Origin of the sequence: Bacillus cereus (assembly GCF_007678085.1) — a bacterium.
GTDB classification, from domain to species: domain Bacteria; phylum Bacillota; class Bacilli; order Bacillales; family Bacillaceae_G; genus Bacillus_A; species Bacillus_A cereus_BE.
Genome location: NZ_VEDW01000001.1, coordinates 710091 through 732470 on the forward strand (window position 1 = coordinate 710091; position 22380 = coordinate 732470).

Consider the following 22380-nt stretch of genomic DNA (forward strand, 5'->3'; position numbering starts at 1 on the left):
TATGATAGATACATTATTCTTGTGAATGTAATTGAAAATCATTTTCAACTAGGAGGATTTATGACACGTACTAAAAATATTCTTTTACTTTGCGTTATGTTACTAATGGTCATAATCGCAGGGTGCGGTAAAGAAGAAGAGAAGAAAGATAAAGATACATCAGCTAAAGCAAAAGATTCATATACGATAAAACATGCGATGGGCGAAACGACAGTAAATGGTACGCCAAAAAGAGTTGTTGTTTTAACAAATGAGGGTGCTGAGGCACTTTTAACTGTTGGAGTAACGCCAGTTGGAACTACAAAGCCAAGAGCTGGTGATGAATGGTATCCTCATTTAGCGAAAGAGTTAAAAGATACGAAAGTAGTAGGAACTGAGCGTGATATTAATTTAGAGGCAGTAATGAAGCTTCAGCCTGATTTAATTATCGGAAATAAAATGCGTCACGAAAAAATATATGAGCAGTTAAAAGAAATCGCGCCAACTGTATATACTGAAACATTGCGCGGTGATTGGAAAGAAAACTTTACGCTTTATACAAAAGCTGTAAATAAAGAAAAAGAAGGGCAAAATGCTCTTAATGATTATAAAAAGCGTATTGCAGGAATAAAAGAACAATTAGGTGATAAAATTAACTCTAAAGTTTCAATTATTCGCTTCGTCCCAGGTGATGTTCGTATTTATCAAAAAAATTCATTCTCAGGTGTTGTATTAAATGATATTGGATTTAAACGACCACCACTACAAGATAAAGATGAATTTGCGATAAAAGGAATTACAAAAGAACAAATTCCAAATATGGACGGGGACTATTTATTCTATTTTACATCTGATAAAGATGCGGATAAGAATAATGAAGGAAACACGTTAGCGAAAGAATGGACAGAAGATCCGCTCTTTAAACAGTTACAGGCTTCTAAAGATAATAAAGTATTCCAAGTAGATGAAGTGATTTGGAATACAGCAGGTGGTATTGTAGCTGCAAACCTTATGCTAGATGATGTTGAAAAATATTTTCTAAAGTAAATGAATGATCGAGTACATCACTTTAATGGGTGATGTACTTTTTTATTTGCGAAAATACAGAAAATTCCTTCTTTTGATTGAGGATAAGTTGTACAATTAAACCAATCATGGAATAAAGGAGTGGAATTAAATGAAAGCTACTCATAAAGATTGGATTTTGTTTAACGGAAGAATTGTAAATACGAAGGAAGAACAGCCGATGATTCCATTAGAGGAGAGAGGCTTTCAGTTTGGTGATGGTATATACGAGGTATTCAGACTATATGATGGGAAGCCACATTTATTAGATTTACATTTAGAACGATTCTTTAATTCTATGGAAGAAATAAAACTAATTCCACCGTTTACTAAGGAGGAGTTAGTAGCAGAGTTACATCAAATGATTGAAAAAAATCAATTTCAAGAAGATGGAAATGTTTATTTGCAAATATCAAGAGGTGCTCAAGCACGTAATCATGTGTATGAATCAAATATGGAACCAACGTATTTTGCAAATATTGTTTCGTTTCCACGACCAATTGCTGCTATGGAACGAGGAATAAAAGTTACTGTAGAAGAGGATATACGCTGGAAGTTTTGCCATATAAAATCTTTAAACTTGCTACCTAATATTATGATTAAAAATAAAATAAACGAACAAGGTTATCAAGAAGCGATATTATTACGAGATGGAATTGTAACTGAAGGGTGTCATTCAAATTTCTTTATGGTGAAAAATGATAAATTGATTACACATCCGGCTGATAATTTCATTTTACATGGCATTACACGTTATTACGTTATTACATTAGCGAAAGAGTTACATATTGAAGTAGAAGAACGAGAATTTTCACTACAAGAAGTATATGAGGCAGATGAGTGCTTCTTTACAGCGACACCACTTGAAATATTCCCTGTCGTTCAAATAGGTGATGAGCAATTTGGAACTGGCGAAAGAGGACCAATTACAAAGAAACTCCAAGTTGCATATGAAGAAAGTATTAGTTTGTTTAAAGTTACGAACTAATATTGAAGAAAAAAGCTGGTATTCCGCCAGCTTTTTTTCATGATATAATTCAAGCATAGGACAAGATTTGAAAACGCTGTAAAAAGGGGATTTAATGTATGAAATATGAAGATTTTAAAAAAGTAATTCACGGTAGACGAAGTGTTAGGAAGTTCACAGAACAAGAAGTATCTACGAGTGATATAAAAGAAATTATTGATTGTGCGCGTTATGCACCGAGTGATACAAACTCACAAACTTGGGAGTTCTTGGTCATTATGAACCGAGAGAAAATCAAAGAAATTGAGCAAATGACATGGGATGCATTACATAAACTTGCGGCAAAAGCGGCAGAAAACGGAGAAGAGAAAGCAGGGAAATTACTTACACGTTCTTTCGGACCATATGCAACAGCATTCTCAGAGGCGCCAGTATTAATCGTATGTTTGGCAACACCATACGAATCAAAGTTTCGTGAAAAAATATTTGATCCAATTGCTTTTGTTCCAGATTCAGTTTGGGAAGAAGAAGGAATTAAGAGTAGCTGTTTAGCGGCACAAAACTTAATGTTGGCTGCACATGCGAAGGGACTTGGCACTTGCCCAATGACAGGGCCGGTATTGTTAGCTCAAGATGAACTACGACAATATTTACAAATTGAGCCTGAAAAACAAATAAATATGGTTATTTCACTCGGTTTTCCGAAAGATAAGCCGAAGAAACTTCCAAGAAAAGAAGTAGATGAGATTACAACATTTGTTTTTTAAAGCTTAAAATAAAAAGACATTGAATGAACAATGTCTTTTTATTTTGGACAGGTATGTAATTCATCTGTTGGGGTAAAATGATAGATAAGAGGGAATTACTATTTATTTCATAAAAAAAATTAATGTTCTATTAAGGAAAGTATGATACATTAATCGTGAGCAAGATTCTATTTGTTCATGAAAGTGTTAAAAGTAGTCTTAAAATTTAAAAGTTATTTTTGTATAATAAATTATAATGAAATGACAGGGGGGATGAATTTTGAAAAAATTCATAATCACTGGATTGTCTGTATTGTTATTAGCCGGTTGCGGTGCTCCACAGGAAAAAGAGGATACGCAATCAAAGCAAGAAGAAAAAGTTGTAAACGCTAGTAATGAGAATATAGTTTTATTTCCTGAAGGAGCAGTGCCAGTTGGTGAAGGAAAAGTAAAAGTTATTACACCAGATGGAACTTCTGAAAATGGCAATGTACCAGCTGTATTCATCAAAAAGGATACTTTAATTCAACATGTTGAATTAGAGCTTTCTAATTTTCAAAATGATAAAGAAACATTTATATTTGTAGATCAAGTGTATACAGATAAACATCAAGTAACTAGTACAACACAGACAACAGTACAATTAAAAGAAAAGACGCTTGAGACAGGTAGTCATACGATTACTGCAGTTCAGTATGAAAATAATGACCCGAAAGGAAAGGTTATTAGTTTTAATCAAGCAACATTTGAAACAAAACCTGCGTCTTAATAAGAATAAAAAGTACATTACTCAAAAAGTAATGTGCTTTTTTGTTTGGACTAGAGGATGAAATAGTGAATAACTTGTTTCGTTTTCTAATACGATTACATAGGAAGAACTCAATTGTTACTACTATGACAGAGAAAGAGGCTGAAGATATGAATCGTTGTGCTCGACTCTTCATGATTAGTATTATAATGTCAGTAATTTGGTTTACGATACAAGAAATAATTCAAATTACGCTTCATTATCAAATTCATGATTTGTTAATAGGAGCTATTTGTTTTGCCATAGTTTATCTATTATATGGTAAACTCGGACTAATGTAAGTTTTACAAGAAAAATGTAGGTATTTCATTTGAAATGTCGAATAGTACATACGATGTCGTAATAACAAATTTTCTATTGTTTACTGTGAAACAGAAGAAGGGGAGATAGTAGTTATGAAACGAGCTCTTATTAATATTGATTATACATATGATTTTGTAGCGGAAAAAGGTGCTTTAACATGCGGGAAACCCGGACAAAAAATTGAAAAGGAAATTGTCCATATAACGAAAGAATATATTGAAAATGGAGATTACGTTGTCTTTGCGATCGATAAACATGAAGAAAATGATGTATATCATCCAGAATCAAAATTATTCCCACCTCATAACATAGCTGGTACAAATGGAAGAGATTTGTTTGGTGAATTACAGGATGTGTACGAAACATATAAAAATGCAGAGAATGTATATTATATGGATAAAACGCGATATAGTGCATTTGCAGGAACAGACTTAGAGATGAAGTTAAGAGAAAGAGGAGTAGAAGAAGTTCATCTTGTAGGTGTTTGTACTGATATTTGTGTTCTCCACACAGCAGTAGACGCTTATAATAAAGGATTTAAAATTGTAGTATTTGAAAAGGCGGTTGCATCTTTTAATGCGCAAGGACATGAATTTGCACTTGGACATTTTAAGTCATGCTTACATGCAGAAGTGAAGTGAAAAAAGAGACCTTTAAAAAGGTCTCTTTTACGTTTAAATTGAGACGAGGTTTTGCTCAATTAGTTTTTTTATGAATGGACTAATTTTTTCTGGTAATCCGTTTAAATTAAAAAATTGTACATGCAATGATTCAAACCCATCAGCTTTTAACGTACCACCTGTAATATTTTTGCAAAGGTATGCGATTGTTATAGGGTAAAATTCATCTTCGTTCGGTAATTTCACAAAAAATTCTTTTCCGGAAAATACATGTATTAAATGTAAAGTTCCTATTTCAATCCCTGTTTCTTCAAGAACTTCACGTCTTCCGGCTTCCTCTGTTGATTCACCAAGTTCAACAAATCCACCGGGAACACCCCAAACACCATTTCGCCTTTGTTGTAGTAATATTTGTCCTTGTTCATTGAAAACAGCTACAGCAACGCCAGCTAGATTGAGTGGTCTTGATCCAATAACTTCTCTTAGTTCTTCGATATAGCCCATTGTTAGTTAACCTCCGCGAGTCAAAATATTTTCAAATGAACAATTCGGCGTTGTGTTAATATTCCCCTTTTTGTTTAGGTAAGTATTGAGGTCTTAACATAAAGTCATTTATAAAAAATTCTATTGTTATCTCCCTTTAGATAATAAAAAAGGGTATATTTATAGAAGAAAGTGTAACAAGTTTTAAGGAAATCAAAAATTAAAACAATAAATCAATTTTTTATGAAATTTTCATTAGTTAAGGGTGTGGATGGATGAGTGTATTAACGTATACGGAAGAATTTTTTAATTATGTAAGGGAGTTTTTACTTTTAAGATTTATACTATTTGCTTTAGTTTTAATCATTATCTCTTTTGTAATCAACCGCATTATTGATTGGTTTTTTAGGAAATCAAGCTTTTTTGATGAAGAGGTAGAGCAAACGATTCAAAGTGTGATTCGATCTATTTTTAGATATATCATTATCATCAGTCTAATCATTTATTTAATTAGCCAATTTGTAGATATAAAAAGTATCATTGCAGGTGCAGGGATAGCGGGAGTTGTTATCGGTTTCGCTGCACAACAGATGTTAAAAGATGTTATATTAGGCTTTGCACGATTAGCGGACAAAGAGTTTCGCGTTGGCGATTTTGTTACTTTTAACGGAGCAAACTCAGGAACGATTGAGGAAATTAGTATTCGTTTTATGCAAATTCGTGAATGGTCAGGAAAACTTCTTACGATACCACACGGAGAGATTAGAACGATACAAAATTTTAATAAAGGATGGATGCGCGTAATTGAACGAATTACGGTAAGTTATCAGGAAGATCCTACGAGAGTTAAGAAATTGTTAGAAGAAGTTTGTGTGAACTGCAATGAAAAATTCGCTCCAAACCTATATAAAGTAGAAGATGAAGCTGTGGAACCGTTTAAATACGTTGGTGTTACAGATTTAAATCCGAATCTTAAATATGTTGGATATGAATTTTGTATTACAGGTTTAATAAAGCCAGAAGATTATTTTGAAACTTCTAGACAAGTAAGGTTTGAATTAATGTCTATGTTCCATAAGAATCAAGTGCAAATGCCAGCAACAAATATGGTCGTTACTACTGAAAGCTTACAGCATATCCATGGTGGAGAATCTTTATCAGACAGCTAAAGTAGAATAGTTTGGTAACGAAAATTCTGCTTCCAACATTGGATGGAAAAACAATAGTAAAATGATTAGTTTAAAAAAAGAACTGAAGGAATTCAGTTCTTTTTTGTTTGTAGAATTTAGAAATTTCTTAATGTTATAATGGTAGTTGGTGATGAAAATGAACTTTGAAGAAAAAGAGATGCATCGTTTAGAAGCATTAAAAGCAATTGCTGAATTATTAAATGAGGCAACAGACTTACAGGATATGTTAGAAAAAGTGTTACATACATTGTTACAAGTTATGAATTTACAAACAGGGTGGATATTCTTTATCGATGAAAGGGGAAAGCACCGTTTGCTTGTAGATGAAAACTTACCGCCAGCTCTTACGTGGCAAGAGAAGAAGCCAATGTGTGAAGGAGACTGTTGGTGTGTAGAGCGTTTTGTGAATGGCAGATTGGAAAAAGCGACAAATATTATTGAATGTAAGCGAATAGAGGATGCGATTGAATGTAATTGGGGGGAGACCGAAGATGTAACGCATCATGCGACGATTCCCCTTAGGTCTGGATCGGAGAAGTTTGGTCTATTAAATGTGGCCTCGCCTCAAAAAACACATTTTTCAGAGGAAGAATTAGCATTATTAGAATCGATTGCATTTCAAATAGGAACGACAATACAACGTATTCAGTTAGTAGAGAAAGAACGTAAATATGTAGTGGTAGCTGAAAGAAATCGATTAGCTCGTGATTTACATGATTCAGTAAAACAATTGTTATTTTCTATTATGCTAACAGCAAAAGGTACTCTAAATATGACGCAAGATAGGGACTTGCAAGACATGTTGAGTTATATTGGAGAGTTATCACAAGAAGCATTACAAGAAATGACACTTTTAATTTGGCAATTAAGACCGGAAGGATTAGAGAAAGGTTTAGCAGAGGCAATTAAAAATTACGGAAAGTTGTTAGGGATTCAAGTGGAAGTTCGAATTGATGGAATGGTTTCAATTGGAGATGAAATAGAAGAAGTTTTATGGCGTATTAGCCAGGAAGCTATACATAATTGTAAAAAACACGCTTCATGTGAAAAGGTAAATGTTCTTTTAAAAATAGAAAATAATCAGTTGTATTTTTACATAGAGGATAACGGGATAGGATTTATACAAGATCACGTAAGAGAGTCAGCGCTCGGTTTAAAAAGTATGAAGGAACGTATTCAGTTAATGAGGGGATCATTTCAAATAAAAACTGAGCTGAAAAAGGGTACGAAAATTGAAATTCAATTGCCAGTTTGAAGGGGAGAAGAAGGTTGAAGATAAAATTACTACTAGTAGAGGATCATCATATCGTTCGAAGAGGACTTGTATTCTTTTTGAAAACGAGAGAAGAATTTGAAATAGTTGGGGAAGCGGAAAATGGTGAAGAGGCATTAACATTCGTCCGAACGGAAAGACCAGATGTAGTATTAATGGATTTATCAATGCCGAAGATGGATGGTATTGAAGCAACAAAACGGATAAAACAATATGATGGAACAATAAAGATACTTATATTAAGTAGTTTTTCAGAGCAAGATTATGTTTTACCAGCACTGGAAGCTGGAGCAGATGGTTATCAATTAAAAGAAGTACAGCCTGAGCAACTTGTCGCTTCTATCATTGCAGTACATGAAGGAAATGCGAATTTTCATCCGAAAGTAACACCGGCACTATTAGGACGGTCAGCAGTCAAGAAAGAAAAAGAAAACCCTTTTTCCATGTTAACGAAAAGAGAACAAGAAGTACTTCGTGAAATTGCGAAAGGGAGAAGTAATAAGGAAATTGCAGCAGAGCTTCATATTACAGAACAAACCGTAAAAACACATGTTTCAAATATTTTAGCTAAATTGGAAGTAGATGACCGTACGCAAGCTGCATTATATGCGGTGAAACATGGAGGAAATAATAAATTTGAATAATTATGTACCATGTTACGACAGAATACATAGGAGTGTTTAAAATTTATCCCGCTATTTGCGGGTTTATAATCAGTGGGAGATGTACAATGCTCTCACTGATTAAAGTTTCAATTTATAGTAGTGCCAAATAAAGGTTTTTCTTCTTTCGATAATTAGGTACAATAAAGCTACGATGGAAGGGGAAGATATGCTATGCCAGGAACAAGAAGTGGGATTGGAAAGATTCAGGCTTCGTTAAACGGTTTATCACCGAAATTACGAAGTATTGCCGAACATATATTGAAACATCCACAAGATGTTGTACATAAATCTATTACAGAATTAGCTGAAGTTACGAATAGTTCTGAAGCTACGATATTCCGCTTATGTAAGCACCTTGGATTTCAAGGGTTTCAAGATTTAAAGATTACATTGGCTCGTGAAATTGTACATACTCCAATGCAAAATATTCATGAAGAAGTATCTGCAGAAGATAGTATGGTAACTGTTGCTAAAAAAGTTTTTCATTCGCATATTACAGGACTGCAAGATACATTGCATTTGTTAAATGATACAGCGCTAGAGCAAGCTGTAAAGGTATTGCAAGACGCAAGCCGTATTGAGTTTTATGGAAATGGTGGTTCTGGTATTATTGCGATGGATGCATATCATAAATTTATGAGAACGGGTATTTCTTGTATTGCTCATACAGATTCACATTTTCAAATTATGGGTGCGGGTTTACTTACTAAAGAAGCCGTGGTTATTGCAATTTCTCATTCTGGTAGCAATAAAGGGTTACTGGAAGCGTTAGAAGTAGCGAAAGCAAGGGGAGCTCACATTATTGCAATTACGAGCTATCAGAAATCAGCATTAAGTCAACTTGCTGATATTACATTATATACTTCAACACGTGAGACAGAATTCCGTACAGAAGCAAGTTCATCAAGATTAGCACAGTTAAGTTTGTTAGATACTTTATACGTTGGGTTATCGTTACAACGCCAAGAAGAAACTTTGCAAAATTTACAAAGTATACGTGAAACAATTTCGATGAAACGAATATAAAAAAGCTCTTCAAATTTTAAATTTAGATAATACTTTATAGGATAGTTAGTCCGTTATGCGACTAATTATCCTTTTTTATTAGTACGATGTAGATATGAAATTTGAACTGTTTGCTTGGCTGAATGTAGAGGACAGAGCCTCGGAGAGTGTTTGAATGAGAGTTAAAGAAATAAAAATTGGTAAAAGAAAAGCTTTCCCTCTATTGGGTATAGGGGTGTTAAAAAATATTAAATTGATGAATGTGAGGCTTACTACATTGCCATCCAGATGGTTCAAGTTAGAGGGAGGCACCTTTGGTTGTTTTATCTTTATGAAAAAATAAAAAGGATCTAGATACAGATCCTTTTTATTTTTTAGTTAATTAAGCTTAAATGTAATTTCATTATATTTGTTCTCTTGATTTGCATCATCATCTGCTCCAAAATTTATTGGATATTTCAATGTCACAGACTTTATAAATTTATAATCTTCTACATCATCAAATCTAAAATATAATGTTTCTTTATTTATTTTACCAGCGTGTACAACATCTACTATATCATTTCGTCTCTCTGGCTTCTCATATTGTATCCATGACGATGTAATTGAGTTTGCTATATGCCCCTTATCATCAATCATTCTAAGTTTATCTAAGCTATGATACACACCTTTATCGGATTTATTAATACTTTTGATATCTACTGATACCATAACCACCGATTTATTATTAGGACGAATCTTACGATTTGTAAAACTTATCAATGATATTTCATTTGTAAATTCGTTTGTTGTATGTTTCCAATACGGAAAGAAGGTTATACGTTCGTCTCTAGCCTGTCCATCTTTTAATATAATCGTCTCGCTATATGTACCTTCATCTTGTTCTTCAACCTTATCATTAGAACACCCTGCAATACTGAAACAGAACGTAGCTAATAAAAGGAATGAGATTAATTTCTTCAAATAATTCTCCTCCTGATTACATAAAATACTATATTAGGAAAATTAAACATAACATCAAATTATAATTAAATCAATGGGCTTACAACGCCGCTAAACATGTTTAAACTAGTTCTATATAAAGTGAACATTTTTAATTTTTGATTCAATTAGACTGTTAAAACCAAGAATTTTTTAAATATAGAAATATACATATAACAAGAGAATCTTTGTATGTTGAAGGTCCACCTATTTCCGTAGGTGGGCTTTCTTTTTTATAAACCTTATGCATTTTATAAAAAAATATAATAAATGTTATATGTAGTAAAATGATATTTGGATGGAAGTTCAATATGTATTATTAAAATGGTTCAAGTCGCAAGAAGGCACCTTAGAGTGTCTTTTCTTTATGGATAATCAGTTTGAAAACTAAAAATAAAAAAACTCAATAAATGAGGTTCAAAAAATCTACTACTCTAAATTCACTTCGTAATAAGCGACTCCATCTTGAACATATTTTAAATATCAGGTAATCGCCCCGCCATAAACATTCTCAATGAAACAAATAGCAAAATGAAGAGGATTCAAGGTTTTTCTTCGAATACATCAAAAAACATTTGGTTAATAATTCAAATATTGTTCAATATTTAACAATAGGCTTTTAAAATTACATGTTATGATGAACGTGTAATGATGATTGAACATTTAAATTTGGCATAATGATTAGCCAAATCAGTGAAGACGGAAGTTTTGAGATGTACTCATTAAAATTCTAAAACACTAAAGGGGAGATCACATATGAAAGCAGTAGTAGTTAATAAAAATAGTAAAGCAAACATTGAAGTTATTGAAAAGGAATTACGTCCGTTACACTCAGGTGAAGCGCTTGTAGATGTAGAGTATTGTGGAGTTTGTCATACTGATTTACACGTTGCAAATCATGATTTTGGAAACACAGATGGCCGCATTCTTGGTCATGAGGGTGTAGGGATTGTTACGAAAATTGCTGATGATGTTACTTCACTAAAGATAGGTGACCGTGTAAGTATTGCATGGATGTTCCAATCTTGTGGACGCTGTGAATATTGCGTAACTGGTAGAGAAACATTTTGCCGTGAAGTTAAGAATGCTGGTTATTCAGTAGATGGTGGTATGGCTGAACAATGTATTGTTACAGCTGATTATGCGGTGAAAGTACCAGAAGGATTAGATCCTGCTCAAGCATCATCAATTACATGTGCGGGCGTAACTACATATAAAGCAATAAAAGTATCAGATATTAAACCTGGTCAACCTATCGTCATCTATGGTTGTGGTGGATTAGGTAACCTAGCCATTCAATATGCTAAAAACGTATTTGGTGCAAAGGTAATTGCAGTAGATATTAATGACGATAAATTAGCCTTAGCAAAAGAGGTTGGTGCGGATATGACTATCAATCCAATTTCTCAAGGTCCTGCTGATAAGATTGTTCAAGAGGAGTTTGGTGGTGCTTATGCTGCTGTAGTAACAGCCGTTTCTAAAGTAGCATTCAATTCAGCAGTTGATGCAGTACGTGCTTGTGGTAAAGTCGTTGCAGTCGGTTTACCAGTAGAAACTATGGATTTAAACATTCCACGACTTGTACTAGATGGAATTGAAGTAGTTGGTTCTCTAGTTGGTACTCGTAAGGACTTAGAGGAGGCGTTCATGTTCGGTGCAGAAGGAAAAGTAGTGCCGGTTGTTCAAACTTGTTCTCTAGATAAAGTACAAAATGTATTCGAAGAAATGGAACAAGGTAGAATTCAAGGACGTATGGTAATCGATTTTAAACAGCATAATTGTGATTGTAAATAATTCACTTTAAATATAAAAAGCATGAGTCTAGCTAAAGACATGTAAAAAAGTTAGACGGCAGAAAAGAGCTGATCCCTGCATTCAACAGGGATCAGCTCTTTTTATATCAATACCGTTTAATGCGAAATGATTAAAGGTTCACTTTATCTGCAAACGAAAAAGAATCTTTACTTTTAACAAATTTTTTATGATCTGGAACGGTTTGAATTGCTACCGCTTGCGAATCTCTTGCTTTCAGTGCATCTTGAATCCCGATTGTCATAAGCTTAATAAATAGAATCGTAATAAAGAATGAAACGAGAGTATAAAAAATAATCCACCATGAAAGATTCATTTCATTACGATTTAACCCAATAAGGCCTGCCCAATCGTTAGATAGAGAAACAGGTTTGAGCACTCCATCATAAAGTTCTCGCATTTGAATCCCGCCAATTACAATGTCAAGCAACGCTAAATGGATAACGAGTATGAGAGTTTGGACGATATGTTCCATAAATAACACAAATAAGCGGTCAAGTAATAAGACTCGTAAGTGTTTTTTGATAATATGAAAGCGGCTAGCTCCTAGTAATTGGGAACTTAAAATGTAATCTTGTTTCATAAATTCATCAACCTCTGAGGATATATATAAAGAAAGTGTAGGCAGAGCGACGAAAATAAGTACGACTACTTGATAAAACGCAAATGAAATATTTGGATCTAATCTATCAGCATTTGATATGGTTACAATATTAACGGGCGTGATGAGTATAAATGCGATAAATAAAGTAGGAATATAATAAAAAACTTCTGAGCATGCTCGGAAAAATCTCTTGAATTTTGGAGCATATAAACTTAAGAGGATTCCTATACATGTTCCGAATAAAATTCGAAAGAAGCTAATTGCCACAGCTAATAAGATAGTGAATTTTGCTCCTTCTATAATTTGTAAGAAAACAGACTCTCCAAAACGATCAGATCCAAAAGGCGGTATTAACGATGGCGAAAAGGGGGCCTTTCCAAGTAATTCGTTATTGTCATTGTAAAGTAACTGAGGAGGTTTTGGGATGTTATCTTTAAAGAACCAGCTATAAATAAAACTAGCTGAAACAAGTATGAATAAATAAGCAAAGCCGATTAAAAAGCGTTTTGATTTCCAAATAGATTTCATAGAGCTGCTCCTTTCAATTGCTTTTGCCATCTATTCATCATGAGAGAGATTATTTGAAAAATGGCGTAAAACGGTAAAATAATCATGACAAGTATGATAAATGCAGCTGGAGGTGAAATAAACGCTTTTTTAAATAAAAATTGAATAATGCCTAGCATATTAAAAACAAATTCTAAAATGAATAAGTTAGACAGTAAGAAAACAAAAATCGTTTTTAAATGATGGAAGAAGTGGATAGATATATTTTTGAACAAGTGAATGCATAGTATATAACTTGATGAAAGGCCTTTTCCATATGCAACCTCTACGTAATGTTTTCCATGTTCTTCTTTTAGGTATAACACCATCATCCGAAACATTTGTAATGTGGGTAAGACAGCTAAAGATAAAATAGGGAGTAAATAAGCTCGATTTTCATTAAAAGAAATAATGGTGAAAGGAGCTTCCCCGAATTTCTGAAGTACCCATATGAAAAATATTTGTAAACAAATCATCATCATCATATCAGGGACAGCTTCTAATATGAACACAATTCGGTTTATCCATTTTTTTATATAATCTTTTGCTAAAAAATAAAAAAATGCCATGCTAGATGATAGAAAGAGCGCAAGCAAAAAGGCTAAAAATAATACAGTAAATGAATATAGGTAAGGTTCTAAAACAGTTGGGAATAATGGTGTTTTTTTGAAACTACCAAATTTCGGGTCTGCCCCTATAACCACTAATGATTCAGGAGAGAAAACCTGTTTTAACATAGTAATGATCTGGTTAAAAAAATAAACTGGTTGAAAGGTAAATCCTTGTTGAGTAATAAATAAATAAGGTAAATTTAATAATAGTAACAGTGATAAAAGAATTGATGAAAGCTTAATGGTGAATTGAGATATTTTATGTAACATTAAATCCCTCCGACATCTTTTTACAACATTATACAATAAAGTATAAAAAAATTGTTTTATTTTTCTGAAAAATATAAATACTATTAGATTTTATAGTATGGAACATATATTTACAAGTTAATAAAGTGATAGTAGGATACACACTCTAAGTTTATTTAGATAATAGGACGAGTGAGCCTAAAACAATTAAAAGAGTAAAATATATAGAATTCTTATTTTAGGGGTAGTTGTTTTTCTTAGATTGATATTAAGTACTCCCGAAAAATGAATATTGCTTCTTAACTCTTTTCATCCAAATGAATAGAGCGTATGGAAGGACTATGTATGTATTCCTAATGAAAGAAAAAGAGTGTGTTACGTAACGAATAAAACGCAAATTTACCGCATTGAAAATTAAAATTTAGTATGTAAGTGGAGTGGAATGAGGGGGATATATTTTTTGTTATGAAAAAAATTTTCTTTTTAAAACTTTATTAAAGAAAAAATATTTTATATACTAATTCATGTAAACGGTTTACTAGATCGTATTTTGCTAGAAACGAAGGGAAGATTCGCATGGAAACAAGGGGGAGAGTAATCGGGATTGATATCGGTACCACAAGTACAAAAACGGTTGTGTTCACTGAAAAAGGAAAAGTCGGTGCATCACATGCAGTTGATTATCCAATTATTCAACCGAATGTCGGATGGGCTGAGCAAGATCCTGATGTAATATGTGCTGCTGTATATAAAACTGTAAGCGTTGCCATGGAAAAGAGTAATGTGTTACCTGAAGATATTTCTTCAATCGGTATTAGTACTGCAATGCACGCATTAATTGCTGTAGATGAAAACGGTGCACCATTAACGCGTTCTATCATTTGGGCAGATAATCGAAGTACGAAACAATCAGAAAAATTATTACAACATATGAATGGGCATGACATTTATAGACGAACGGGTACACCAATTCATCCGATGTCGCCGCTTTCCAAATTATTGTGGATGAAAGAGGAAGAGCCAGAATTATATGCGAGCGCTTATAAATTTATTTCCATTAAAGAGTATGTTATTTATCAATTGTTTTCACGTTACGTAGTTGATTATTCGATAGCATCTGCAACTGGGTTATTTAATTTAGAAACATTAAACTGGGATGAAGATGTTTTAACGATGTTACATATGTCACCAGAACAATTATCAACACCTGTGCCAACTACATATATTTTATCGGGTATGAAGCCAGAATTAGCACAAAAGATGGGTATTCGTGAAGATACTCCAGTTGTTATTGGTGCAAGTGATGGTGTCCTTGCGAATGTAGGTGTTGGGGCAATATCGCCTGGCTCAGCTGCAATTACGATAGGAACAAGTGGTGCAGTACGAACAATTTCCTCTAGTGTTAATACAGATGAAAAAGGTAGAACGTTCTGTTATGCATTAACAGACGAGCACTGGGTGATCGGCGGTCCAACAAATAACGACGGAATATTACTGAGATGGTTACGTGATGAATTTGGTAGCCCAGAGCAAGAAGTTGCAAGGAAGCTTGGCATCGATCCGTATGATTTATTAATTAAATATGCGGAAAGTGTACCAGCTGGAGCGGGTGGATTGCTATTTTTACCGTTTCTATCTGGAGAACGTGCACCTTACTGGAATGCAAATGCTCGTGGTACATTCTTTGGAATAAACCTTCAGCATAAACGAGAACATTTTATACGCGCAGTAATGGAAGGGGTTTGTATGAGCGTATATTCTGTTGCACTTGCAATCAGGGATTGTACAGGGCCACTTACTGAAATACGTGTTTCAGGAGGATTTGCGAAATCTGCATTTTGGAGACAAATGTTATCCGATATGATGGGTAAAGAATTGCTAGTTCCTGAAAGTCATGAAGCATCTGCGCTTGGGGCAGCAGCAGTTGCTTTATATGCTGTAGGGAAAATTAATTCTCTTGAAGAGGTAAAGGATTGGATTGATATTGTTCATCATCATGTACCGAATAAAGAAAATACGGCTATATACTTAGAAATGTTTTATATGTATGAACGACTTTACAATCGCTTGAAAGAAGAATTTGATTGTATAGCTGCTTTCCAACGTAAACAATAGGGGGATGGGGAGAAATGGTAGTTGGAATCGTACTAGCGGCAGTTGTCATACTACTTTTACTTATTACGGTAGTAAAATGGCATCCATTTGTCGCGTTAATATTAACAGCAATTGGTGTAGGGCTAGCAATGGGAATGCCATTGATTGGAACTTCACCAAAAGATCCAGGCATTATCGATTCTATTAAACTAGGGGTTGGGAATACGTTAGGATTTTTAGCGATAGTTTTAGCATTAGGAACGATGCTTGGAAAAATGATGGCCGAATCTGGCGGTGCAGAACGAATTGCTAATACATTAATTGGGCGTTTTGGGAAAAAACGTGTTCACTGGGCCATGATGTTCGTTGCATTTTTAGTAGGGATTCCAGTGTTTTTCCAAGTCGGATTTGTACTATTAATTCCATTAGTATTTACAATTGCATTAGAAACAGGGGTATCACTTATTACAATCGGTATTCCATTAGTGGCAGGACTATCTGTTGTACACGGACTCGTTCCGCCGCATCCAGCAGCGATGGCAGCGGTAGGTATTTTTAAAGCAGATGTAGGGAAGACAATTTTATATGCATTAATCGTCGGACTTCCAACTGCAATCATTTCAGGTCCGCTTTACGGGAAGTGGATTGGTGCTCGTATACATAAAGAAGTACCTTTAGATATAGCAGAGCAATTTATTGAAAGAGATAAGAAGAAGGAACTTCCTAGTTTCGGAAATACATTGTTTACTATTTTACTTCCAGTATTTCTAATGCTAGGTGCATCGATTGCGGAAGTCGCGCTAAGCAAAACAAGTCAACTTGCACAAGTATTGCACTTTATTGGAGATCCGATTGTCGCTTTATTAATTGCAACCATTTACTCTTTCTTTAGTCTTGGTTATGCAAAAGGTTTCTCAAAAGATAAAGTATTACAATTTACAAATGATTGTTTAGGGCCGATTGCGAACATACTGTTAGTTATCGGTGCAGGCGGCGCATTTAATAAAGTATTATTAGATTCTGGAATTGGGACGACAATTGCAGAAATGGCGAAAGAATCTCATATTTCACCGATATTATTAGGTTGGGGAATTGCGGCACTTATCAGAATAGCGACGGGATCTGCTACAGTTTCTATGATGACAGCTGCTGGAATTGTAGCACCAATTGCAGCAAGTACACCAGGTGTAAACGTTGAATTATTAGCACTTGCAACAGGTGCAGGGTCATTAATTTTATCACATGTAAATGATTCTGGATTTTGGATGATTAAAGAGTATTTCGGAATGACTGTGAAAGAAACATTATTAACATGGACGGCAATGGAAACAATATTATCTGTTGTAGCACTTGGACTAATTTCGTTATTAAATATATTTGTATAGAATGGGAGATTGATTAATATGAAACTAGGTTTAATTGGATTAGGAAAAATGGGATTCCCATTAGCAGAACATTTATATGAAGACAAGCATGAAGTAGTTGTATATGACGTAAATAAAGAACTTGTTGAAAAAGCAGGGGCTTTAGGGATTACTGCTCGTCATACATTAAAAGAAATGATCGTTGAACTAGAAGCTCCTCGTACAATTTGGGTAATGGTACCTGCGGGAGAAGTTGTTGAATCGGTACTAAAAGATGTATATCCATTATTAGAGGAAGGCGATATCGTTATTGAAGGCGGAAATTCATTCTATAAAGATACGTTACGCCGTGCGGAAGAAGCGAAAAGCTTTGGTTTACATTACGTAGATATCGGAACATCAGGCGGTGTAGAAGGAGCAAGATACGGTGCTTGCTTAATGGTTGGTGGAGAAAAAGAAATTTACGATCAATTAGAACCTTTATTTAAAGATTTAGCAGTAGAGAATGGCTATTCTTATGCAGGCCGCGTCGGAAGTGGTCATTTCTTAAAAATGGTTCATAACGGTATTGAATACGGAATGATGCAAGCAATCGCTGAAGGATTTGAAGTATTAGATAAAAGTGATTTTGATTTCAATTATGAAGATGTTGCAAAAGTATGGGCAAATGGATCAGTTATCCGCGGTTGGTTAATAGACTTAACTGAAAAGGCATTTGCAGATGATCCAAAACTAGATGGTATTAAAGGTGTAATGAACTCTTCAGGAGAAGGGAAATGGACTGTGGAAACCGCACTTGAACTTCAAGCGGCAGCACCAGTAATCGCAATGTCATTATTTATGCGCTACCGTTCTCAAGAAGATGATACATTCCACGGAAAAGTAGTTTCAGCTCTTCGTAATCAGTTCGGTGGACATGAAGTTGTGAAAAAATAGGAAATGATTTTGAAAAGAAACTTGTGTATAAGCGCAAGTTTCTTTTTTTATAGTTTAAGAAATTACTAATTTAAAAATACCAATCAATCATTGTTTTATTATCACATATGATAGCTTCAACATGTATTGATTGAACAATATGTTCTATATTTTCGTCTTTTGCTAATAAAAAAGTTGTAAAGGAATCAAACATACTCATGAATGCATAATCCATGTTTTCATCAGTAATAATGAACTCACTACAGAAAAGGTCCCAAATATTTAAGGGGGTTGTATCATTTATCTGTAATGATTCGTTTGTATCAAAGATTGGTTCAGAGAAATATAGATTTTTTGCACCTTTCGAACCGAGGAGTTTTAGTAAATTCTGTAATGAAAATATAGATGTATAATCTTCCGTTGGATAATAAAGGTCTTGTTTAAAGTTTGAATGTAGCTTTTTAGCTAAGTCATCTCTTTTAAATTCTTCTGAAAAGGCATTAATGGAAGTCAATATGGCTATTGCTAGTTCTGTATATGAATTTAGTCCACTACAAGACATCATTTCCTTCCAAGAAACGGATTTCCCATTTTGAATGATTTCTTCAGCACTTGGATATATGTGCTCGTAATGTCTTTTTCTTACGGAGTTTTCCCACCCTAAAGGCATTTGGACAAAAGGATGAAGTAATATAGCAGCAAACTTAAAGTCGCTTGGTAGTTGTTCTAAAATGGGTGATTTGTCATCTAGCCAAATGTAATCTAACAAAATAAAACCTCCTCGTAAACTATGTGTAATATACTGAGTTTCTTGTTAATTACTATATATTCATTTTGTACTGATTGTATCAAATATATATTGAAGCACGAAAGATGTCCCAACATAAAAATAAGAATAAATAAAATGAATTTTTCATAAATAGTAAAAGGATGATTATGTCATCAGTGTAGCTATGAAGTGGTGTTACATATGAAAAGAGCGTGTTAATAAAATATGAGGTGGTTAAATGGGAAATGAGCAAGTGAAGAATGCAGGGGAAGATAAAAAGTTATGTCTTTGTATGATTGTTAAAAACGAGTCAAGGATTATGGAAAGATGTTTAAATGCTACAAAATCAATTGTAGATTTTGTTTCAATTTGTGATACGGGATCAACTGATAGTACACCTGAAATTATTGAAAATTGGTGTAAAGAAAATGATATCCCTGGAACAGTTCATCATGAACCATTTAAAAACTTTGGTTATAACAGAAGTTTAGCAGTTTCATTGGCACAAAAAACATATCCAGAAGCAGATTATTTATTAATATTAGATGCAGATATGATATTAGAAGTTGATCCGAGGTTTGATAAGACTAGTTTAACGGAAGACCATTATCTTACATTGCAATATGATATTCATATTAAGTATTGGCTTACACGCCTTTTGAAAGCTTCTTTACCATGGAAATCTGTCGGTGTTACTCATGAGTATTGGGATATAGATCGTTCCAAAGTTGGTGCGAATTACAATACGAGAGTAGCTAGGTTAGAGACGCTTGTCGTTAACGATCCTGGGGATGGTGGTAGTAAAGCAGATAAATTTGAGAGAGATGAGAGGTTGTTGTTACAAGGATTGAGTGATCCAGAAACAACGCCAGATTTGCATATAAGATATTTATTTTATTTAGCCCAAACTTATTTTCATTTAAGTCAATTTGAAGATTCGATTAAATGGTATAAAAAACGAGTGGAAGCAGGAGGATGGGTTGAAGAGGTGTTCTATTCGTTGTTGCGAATAGGATTTTGTTATGAACAATTAGCAAACCGTTCAGCAAATAAACAACATGAAGTAACAGAAGCGGATGAAAAAGAAAATGCTAAGACGCAAGAAGAGCAATATACAGCATTAGCAATTCTTTATTTTCAAAAAGCGTGGGAATATAGACCAACCCGGGCTGAGCCATTATACCAACTTGCAAGAATGTATCGATTAAAATCTCAAAATAATATTGCTTTGATGTATGCCCTGCAAGGGAAGGAAGTTCCTTTTCCGAATAATGATCTTCTATTTGTAGATTATCATGTGTATGATTACTTATTTGACTATGAGATTTCTATAAGTGCTTTTTATATACCACATAAAAAACATTTAGGTGCAGTGTCACAAAAATTTTTGGAATCGAAAAAAGAAGAGTTACCGTTGCATATAGCAAATATGGTAGAAAGTAATGCGAAATTTTATTAAATACAATTTCGGTTAAAGGAGTAGTGGAGTAATAATGGAATTAATACGATGGGCGCTAGAATTAGGGGAATCTGTACATGGAAATACGTATGAAGAATTGATACCACTACTAGATTATTATTATGATCGAGATCATTTAAAAGCGTATTGTATCGCAAATCTTCTTTTAGACATGGACGTAGCAGATGAGCATCGGCAAAAAATTGAATTAAGAAGGTGTATTGCTGCTTATTATGCTGGAATGTATAAAGTAGCAAAAAAACATGCAAGTGAGCTTTTACTTAAATATCCGGATGTGGATTTATATAAAAATAATTTAAGACTAATGGAAGCTTATTTGAATAAAGAATATGATTATTGTCTTTTTATATGCCCAAAGACGTATGGTAGTTTTATAGATGTCGCACGATCTTTGAAATGGCGATTGGAGCAGGAGGGAAATACAGCAATTATATCTGAAACAATACTAGAAAATGTGAAAAATACAATTGTTTTCGGAGCGCATACATATGCACATAACCCGAATCTACTTCCGAAAAATGCAATTATTTATAATTTAGAACAGCTATATGAAGGAAGTCCTTATGCGCATCCCCTTTATTTAATGTTATTAAAAGATAAGGAAATTTGGGATTATAGCAAACAAAATATAGAATGGTTAAAACAAAAAGGAGTAGGAAAAGAAATAAAACATGTGGAAATGAACTATGCTCCAACTTTAGAAATAAAAAGGGATGCATTTGAAGATGGGATAACTGAAGACATTGATATACTGTTTATAGGTGCTCTTAACCCGAGGCGGCAAGCTATTTTTGATCAATTAAAAGCGATTGCCCCGCATTTAAATATCGTTTTTAAAAATAATGCGTGGGGAATTGTCAGAAATGAGTTAATTGCTAGGTCTAAAATTATATTAAATATTCACTTTTACTTATCGGGCATTCTGGAAACACCTCGAGTTTCTTATGCAGTGGCAAATAAGAAATTTATTATTTCGGAAAATAGCAATCCAGAGGACGAGATAGAGTGGCCAGGAATTGTGTTTACTCCGTATGAAAAAATAATAGAAAATATTATGAAATATGTAGCCTTACCAGAAGAACGTATCAAACTAGCAGAAAAAGCGTATTCCCATTTTGAAGCAAAAGGAAGCAAAGGCATACTGAGTCATAAAGAGGAGGGAAAGTAATTGTGAAGAACTCATACTTTCGTATGAGTTCTTTTTTACGTCTATCATACTATTTTATCAAGCTAGTTCCCTCTTTATATTGTGTTTTGTATAGAAATTTCTGATAATATATAAGTATAACTGGAAAACAAAGGGGAGAAATAATTATGAAACTAGTCGTTATTAATGGTACACCAAGAAAATTCGGTAGAACTCGTGTAGTGGCAAAATATATTGCTGATCAATTTGAAGGGGAGTTATACGATTTAGCAGCAGAGGAACTGCCTTTATATAATGGGGAAGAATCACAACGTGAATTAGAAGCGGTAAAAAAATTAAAGGCGTTAGTGAAAACTGCAGACGGTGTAGTACTATGTACGCCTGAATATCATAATGCAATGAGTGGAGCGTTGAAAAATTCGTTAGATTACTTAAGTAGTAGTGAATTTGTTCATAAACCTGTCGCTTTACTTGCAGTTGCAGGAGGCGGTAAAGGTGGAATTAACGCATTAAACAGTATGCGCATTGTTGCTAGAGGAGTATACGCAAATGCAATCCCAAAACAAGTTGTGCTTGATGGACTTCATGTACAAGACGGTGAACTGGGAGAAGATGCAAAACCATTAATTCATGATTTAGTTAAAGAATTAAAAGCATATATGGGCGTATATAAAGAGGTGAAAAAACAACTAGGAGTGGAGTGA

The 22380-nt window shown here is 33.9% G+C and carries 23 protein-coding genes; 18 read left to right on the forward strand and 5 right to left on the reverse strand.

The window, feature by feature from the left end:
• Positions 1-60: 60 nt before the first annotated feature.
• The 6 genes from FS742_RS03550 to FS742_RS03575 all read left to right on the forward strand — a co-directional run bounded on the left by FS742_RS03550 (position 61) and on the right by FS742_RS03575 (position 4509).
• Positions 61-1026 carry an ABC transporter substrate-binding protein gene (locus FS742_RS03550; RefSeq protein ID WP_144611226.1) on the forward strand — a complete coding sequence of 322 codons (966 nt, stop codon included), beginning with the start codon at positions 61-63 and terminating at the stop codon, positions 1024-1026.
• A gap of 130 nt (positions 1027-1156) precedes the next feature.
• Entirely contained in the window at positions 1157-2032 is an 876-nt protein-coding gene (gene dat / locus FS742_RS03555) for a D-amino-acid transaminase (protein WP_144611227.1), read from the forward strand.
• A gap of 98 nt (positions 2033-2130) precedes the next feature.
• A complete protein-coding gene (locus FS742_RS03560; RefSeq protein WP_144611228.1) occupies positions 2131-2778 on the forward strand; it encodes a nitroreductase family protein in 648 nt (215 codons plus the stop codon).
• A 259-nt stretch (positions 2779-3037) separates the two neighbouring features.
• Positions 3038-3526, forward strand: a complete 489-nt coding sequence (locus FS742_RS03565) for a putative periplasmic lipoprotein (protein ID WP_144611229.1) — start codon at positions 3038-3040, stop codon at positions 3524-3526.
• A 65-nt stretch (positions 3527-3591) separates the two neighbouring features.
• Entirely contained in the window at positions 3592-3846 is a 255-nt protein-coding gene (locus tag FS742_RS28175; protein ID WP_313956656.1) for a hypothetical protein, read from the forward strand.
• A gap of 114 nt (positions 3847-3960) precedes the next feature.
• Complete coding sequence (locus tag FS742_RS03575) at positions 3961-4509, forward strand: cysteine hydrolase family protein (RefSeq protein ID WP_144611231.1); 549 nt, start codon at positions 3961-3963, stop codon at positions 4507-4509.
• Between the two features lie 33 nt (positions 4510-4542).
• On the opposite strand, the gene FS742_RS03580 is transcribed toward FS742_RS03575, so the two are convergent.
• Positions 4543-4992, reverse strand: a complete 450-nt coding sequence (locus tag FS742_RS03580; RefSeq protein WP_144611232.1) for an NUDIX hydrolase — start codon at positions 4990-4992, stop codon at positions 4543-4545.
• A 254-nt stretch (positions 4993-5246) separates the two neighbouring features.
• Between FS742_RS03580 and FS742_RS03585 the strand changes: the two genes are divergently transcribed.
• The 5 genes from FS742_RS03585 (at position 5247) to FS742_RS27435 (ending at position 9447) form a co-directional block, all read left to right on the forward strand.
• The gene (locus FS742_RS03585) at positions 5247-6140 is read left to right on the forward strand and encodes a mechanosensitive ion channel family protein (RefSeq protein ID WP_144611233.1); all 894 of its coding nucleotides are present in this window, start codon (positions 5247-5249) and stop codon (positions 6138-6140) included.
• 157 nt (positions 6141-6297) lie between these two features.
• Positions 6298-7416, forward strand: coding sequence for a GAF domain-containing sensor histidine kinase (locus tag FS742_RS03590; protein ID WP_144611234.1), 1119 nt, complete (start codon positions 6298-6300; stop codon positions 7414-7416).
• Positions 7417-7430: 14 nt separating this feature from the next.
• Positions 7431-8078: a response regulator gene (locus FS742_RS03595; protein ID WP_144611235.1), complete on the forward strand. Its 648-nt coding sequence runs from the start codon at positions 7431-7433 to the stop codon at positions 8076-8078.
• A gap of 192 nt (positions 8079-8270) precedes the next feature.
• Positions 8271-9125 carry a MurR/RpiR family transcriptional regulator gene (locus tag FS742_RS03600; protein ID WP_001119633.1) on the forward strand — a complete coding sequence of 285 codons (855 nt, stop codon included), beginning with the start codon at positions 8271-8273 and terminating at the stop codon, positions 9123-9125.
• A gap of 154 nt (positions 9126-9279) precedes the next feature.
• Complete coding sequence (locus FS742_RS27435) at positions 9280-9447, forward strand: hypothetical protein (protein ID WP_186327137.1); 168 nt, start codon at positions 9280-9282, stop codon at positions 9445-9447.
• 35 nt (positions 9448-9482) lie between these two features.
• Here FS742_RS27435 and FS742_RS27440 read toward each other — a convergent pair whose 3' ends face one another.
• A complete protein-coding gene (locus FS742_RS27440) occupies positions 9483-10067 on the reverse strand; it encodes a hypothetical protein (RefSeq protein WP_186327138.1) in 585 nt (194 codons plus the stop codon).
• Between the two features lie 774 nt (positions 10068-10841).
• Between FS742_RS27440 and adhP the strand changes: the two genes are divergently transcribed.
• On the forward strand, positions 10842-11879 hold the full coding sequence (gene adhP / locus FS742_RS03615; protein WP_002012687.1) for an alcohol dehydrogenase AdhP: 1038 nt from the start codon (positions 10842-10844) through the stop codon (positions 11877-11879).
• Positions 11880-12009: 130 nt separating this feature from the next.
• Here the strand turns inward: adhP and FS742_RS03620 are convergent, their stop codons facing one another.
• Both FS742_RS03620 and FS742_RS03625 read right to left on the reverse strand, forming a co-directional pair.
• Positions 12010-13029 carry an ABC transporter permease gene (locus FS742_RS03620; RefSeq protein WP_144611238.1) on the reverse strand — a complete coding sequence of 340 codons (1020 nt, stop codon included), beginning with the start codon at positions 13027-13029 and terminating at the stop codon, positions 12010-12012.
• Complete coding sequence (locus FS742_RS03625) at positions 13026-13928, reverse strand: ABC transporter permease subunit (RefSeq protein WP_144611239.1); 903 nt, start codon at positions 13926-13928, stop codon at positions 13026-13028. The genes FS742_RS03620 and FS742_RS03625 overlap by 4 nt, the downstream gene beginning before the upstream one ends.
• Before the next feature lie 555 nt (positions 13929-14483).
• Between FS742_RS03625 and gntK the strand changes: the two genes are divergently transcribed.
• From gntK to gnd, 3 genes are read left to right on the forward strand one after another with little or no spacing between them, the layout of a single operon-like run.
• The gene (gene gntK, locus FS742_RS03630; RefSeq protein ID WP_144611240.1) at positions 14484-16022 is read left to right on the forward strand and encodes a gluconokinase; all 1539 of its coding nucleotides are present in this window, start codon (positions 14484-14486) and stop codon (positions 16020-16022) included.
• Positions 16023-16036: 14 nt separating this feature from the next.
• On the forward strand, positions 16037-17386 hold the full coding sequence (locus FS742_RS03635) for a GntP family permease (RefSeq protein WP_144611241.1): 1350 nt from the start codon (positions 16037-16039) through the stop codon (positions 17384-17386).
• Positions 17387-17404: 18 nt separating this feature from the next.
• Positions 17405-18301, forward strand: a complete 897-nt coding sequence (gene gnd / locus FS742_RS03640) for a phosphogluconate dehydrogenase (NAD(+)-dependent, decarboxylating) (protein ID WP_144611242.1) — start codon at positions 17405-17407, stop codon at positions 18299-18301.
• 70 nt (positions 18302-18371) lie between these two features.
• Here gnd and FS742_RS03645 read toward each other — a convergent pair whose 3' ends face one another.
• Entirely contained in the window at positions 18372-19079 is a 708-nt protein-coding gene (locus tag FS742_RS03645) for a DUF2711 family protein (protein ID WP_260869644.1), read from the reverse strand.
• 208 nt (positions 19080-19287) lie between these two features.
• On the opposite strand from FS742_RS03645, the gene FS742_RS03650 reads away from it, so the two are divergent.
• The 3 genes from FS742_RS03650 (at position 19288) to FS742_RS03660 (ending at position 22380) form a co-directional block, all read left to right on the forward strand.
• Complete coding sequence (locus FS742_RS03650) at positions 19288-20508, forward strand: tetratricopeptide repeat-containing glycosyltransferase (RefSeq protein ID WP_144611244.1); 1221 nt, start codon at positions 19288-19290, stop codon at positions 20506-20508.
• A 34-nt stretch (positions 20509-20542) separates the two neighbouring features.
• Positions 20543-21697: a CgeB family protein gene (locus FS742_RS03655; RefSeq protein ID WP_144611245.1), complete on the forward strand. Its 1155-nt coding sequence runs from the start codon at positions 20543-20545 to the stop codon at positions 21695-21697.
• 146 nt (positions 21698-21843) lie between these two features.
• Complete coding sequence (locus FS742_RS03660) at positions 21844-22380, forward strand: NADPH-dependent FMN reductase (RefSeq protein WP_087956346.1); 537 nt, start codon at positions 21844-21846, stop codon at positions 22378-22380.

Bases quoted from the DNA above. Each gene is read 5' to 3' on its own strand.
- FS742_RS03660 (WP_087956346.1), top strand. From the start codon at position 21,844: ATGAAACTAGTCGTTATTAATGGTACACCAAGAAAATTCGGTAGAACT.
- FS742_RS27435 (WP_186327137.1), top strand. From the start codon at position 9,280: ATGAGAGTTAAAGAAATAAAAATTGGTAAAAGAAAAGCTTTCCCTCTA.
- FS742_RS03575 (WP_144611231.1), top strand. From the start codon at position 3,961: ATGAAACGAGCTCTTATTAATATTGATTATACATATGATTTTGTAGCG.
- FS742_RS03635 (WP_144611241.1), top strand. From the start codon at position 16,037: ATGGTAGTTGGAATCGTACTAGCGGCAGTTGTCATACTACTTTTACTT.
- FS742_RS03550 (WP_144611226.1), top strand. From the start codon at position 61: ATGACACGTACTAAAAATATTCTTTTACTTTGCGTTATGTTACTAATG.
- FS742_RS03620 (WP_144611238.1), bottom strand. From the start codon at position 13,029: ATGAAATCTATTTGGAAATCAAAACGCTTTTTAATCGGCTTTGCTTAT.
- FS742_RS03580 (WP_144611232.1), bottom strand. From the start codon at position 4,992: ATGGGCTATATCGAAGAACTAAGAGAAGTTATTGGATCAAGACCACTC.
- FS742_RS03590 (WP_144611234.1), top strand. From the start codon at position 6,298: ATGAACTTTGAAGAAAAAGAGATGCATCGTTTAGAAGCATTAAAAGCA.
- FS742_RS03625 (WP_144611239.1), bottom strand. From the start codon at position 13,928: ATGTTACATAAAATATCTCAATTCACCATTAAGCTTTCATCAATTCTT.
- gntK (WP_144611240.1), top strand. From the start codon at position 14,484: ATGGAAACAAGGGGGAGAGTAATCGGGATTGATATCGGTACCACAAGT.
- FS742_RS03650 (WP_144611244.1), top strand. From the start codon at position 19,288: ATGGGAAATGAGCAAGTGAAGAATGCAGGGGAAGATAAAAAGTTATGT.
- FS742_RS03585 (WP_144611233.1), top strand. From the start codon at position 5,247: ATGAGTGTATTAACGTATACGGAAGAATTTTTTAATTATGTAAGGGAG.
- FS742_RS03600 (WP_001119633.1), top strand. From the start codon at position 8,271: ATGCCAGGAACAAGAAGTGGGATTGGAAAGATTCAGGCTTCGTTAAAC.
- adhP (WP_002012687.1), top strand. From the start codon at position 10,842: ATGAAAGCAGTAGTAGTTAATAAAAATAGTAAAGCAAACATTGAAGTT.
- FS742_RS03655 (WP_144611245.1), top strand. From the start codon at position 20,543: ATGGAATTAATACGATGGGCGCTAGAATTAGGGGAATCTGTACATGGA.
- dat (WP_144611227.1), top strand. From the start codon at position 1,157: ATGAAAGCTACTCATAAAGATTGGATTTTGTTTAACGGAAGAATTGTA.
- gnd (WP_144611242.1), top strand. From the start codon at position 17,405: ATGAAACTAGGTTTAATTGGATTAGGAAAAATGGGATTCCCATTAGCA.
- FS742_RS03560 (WP_144611228.1), top strand. From the start codon at position 2,131: ATGAAATATGAAGATTTTAAAAAAGTAATTCACGGTAGACGAAGTGTT.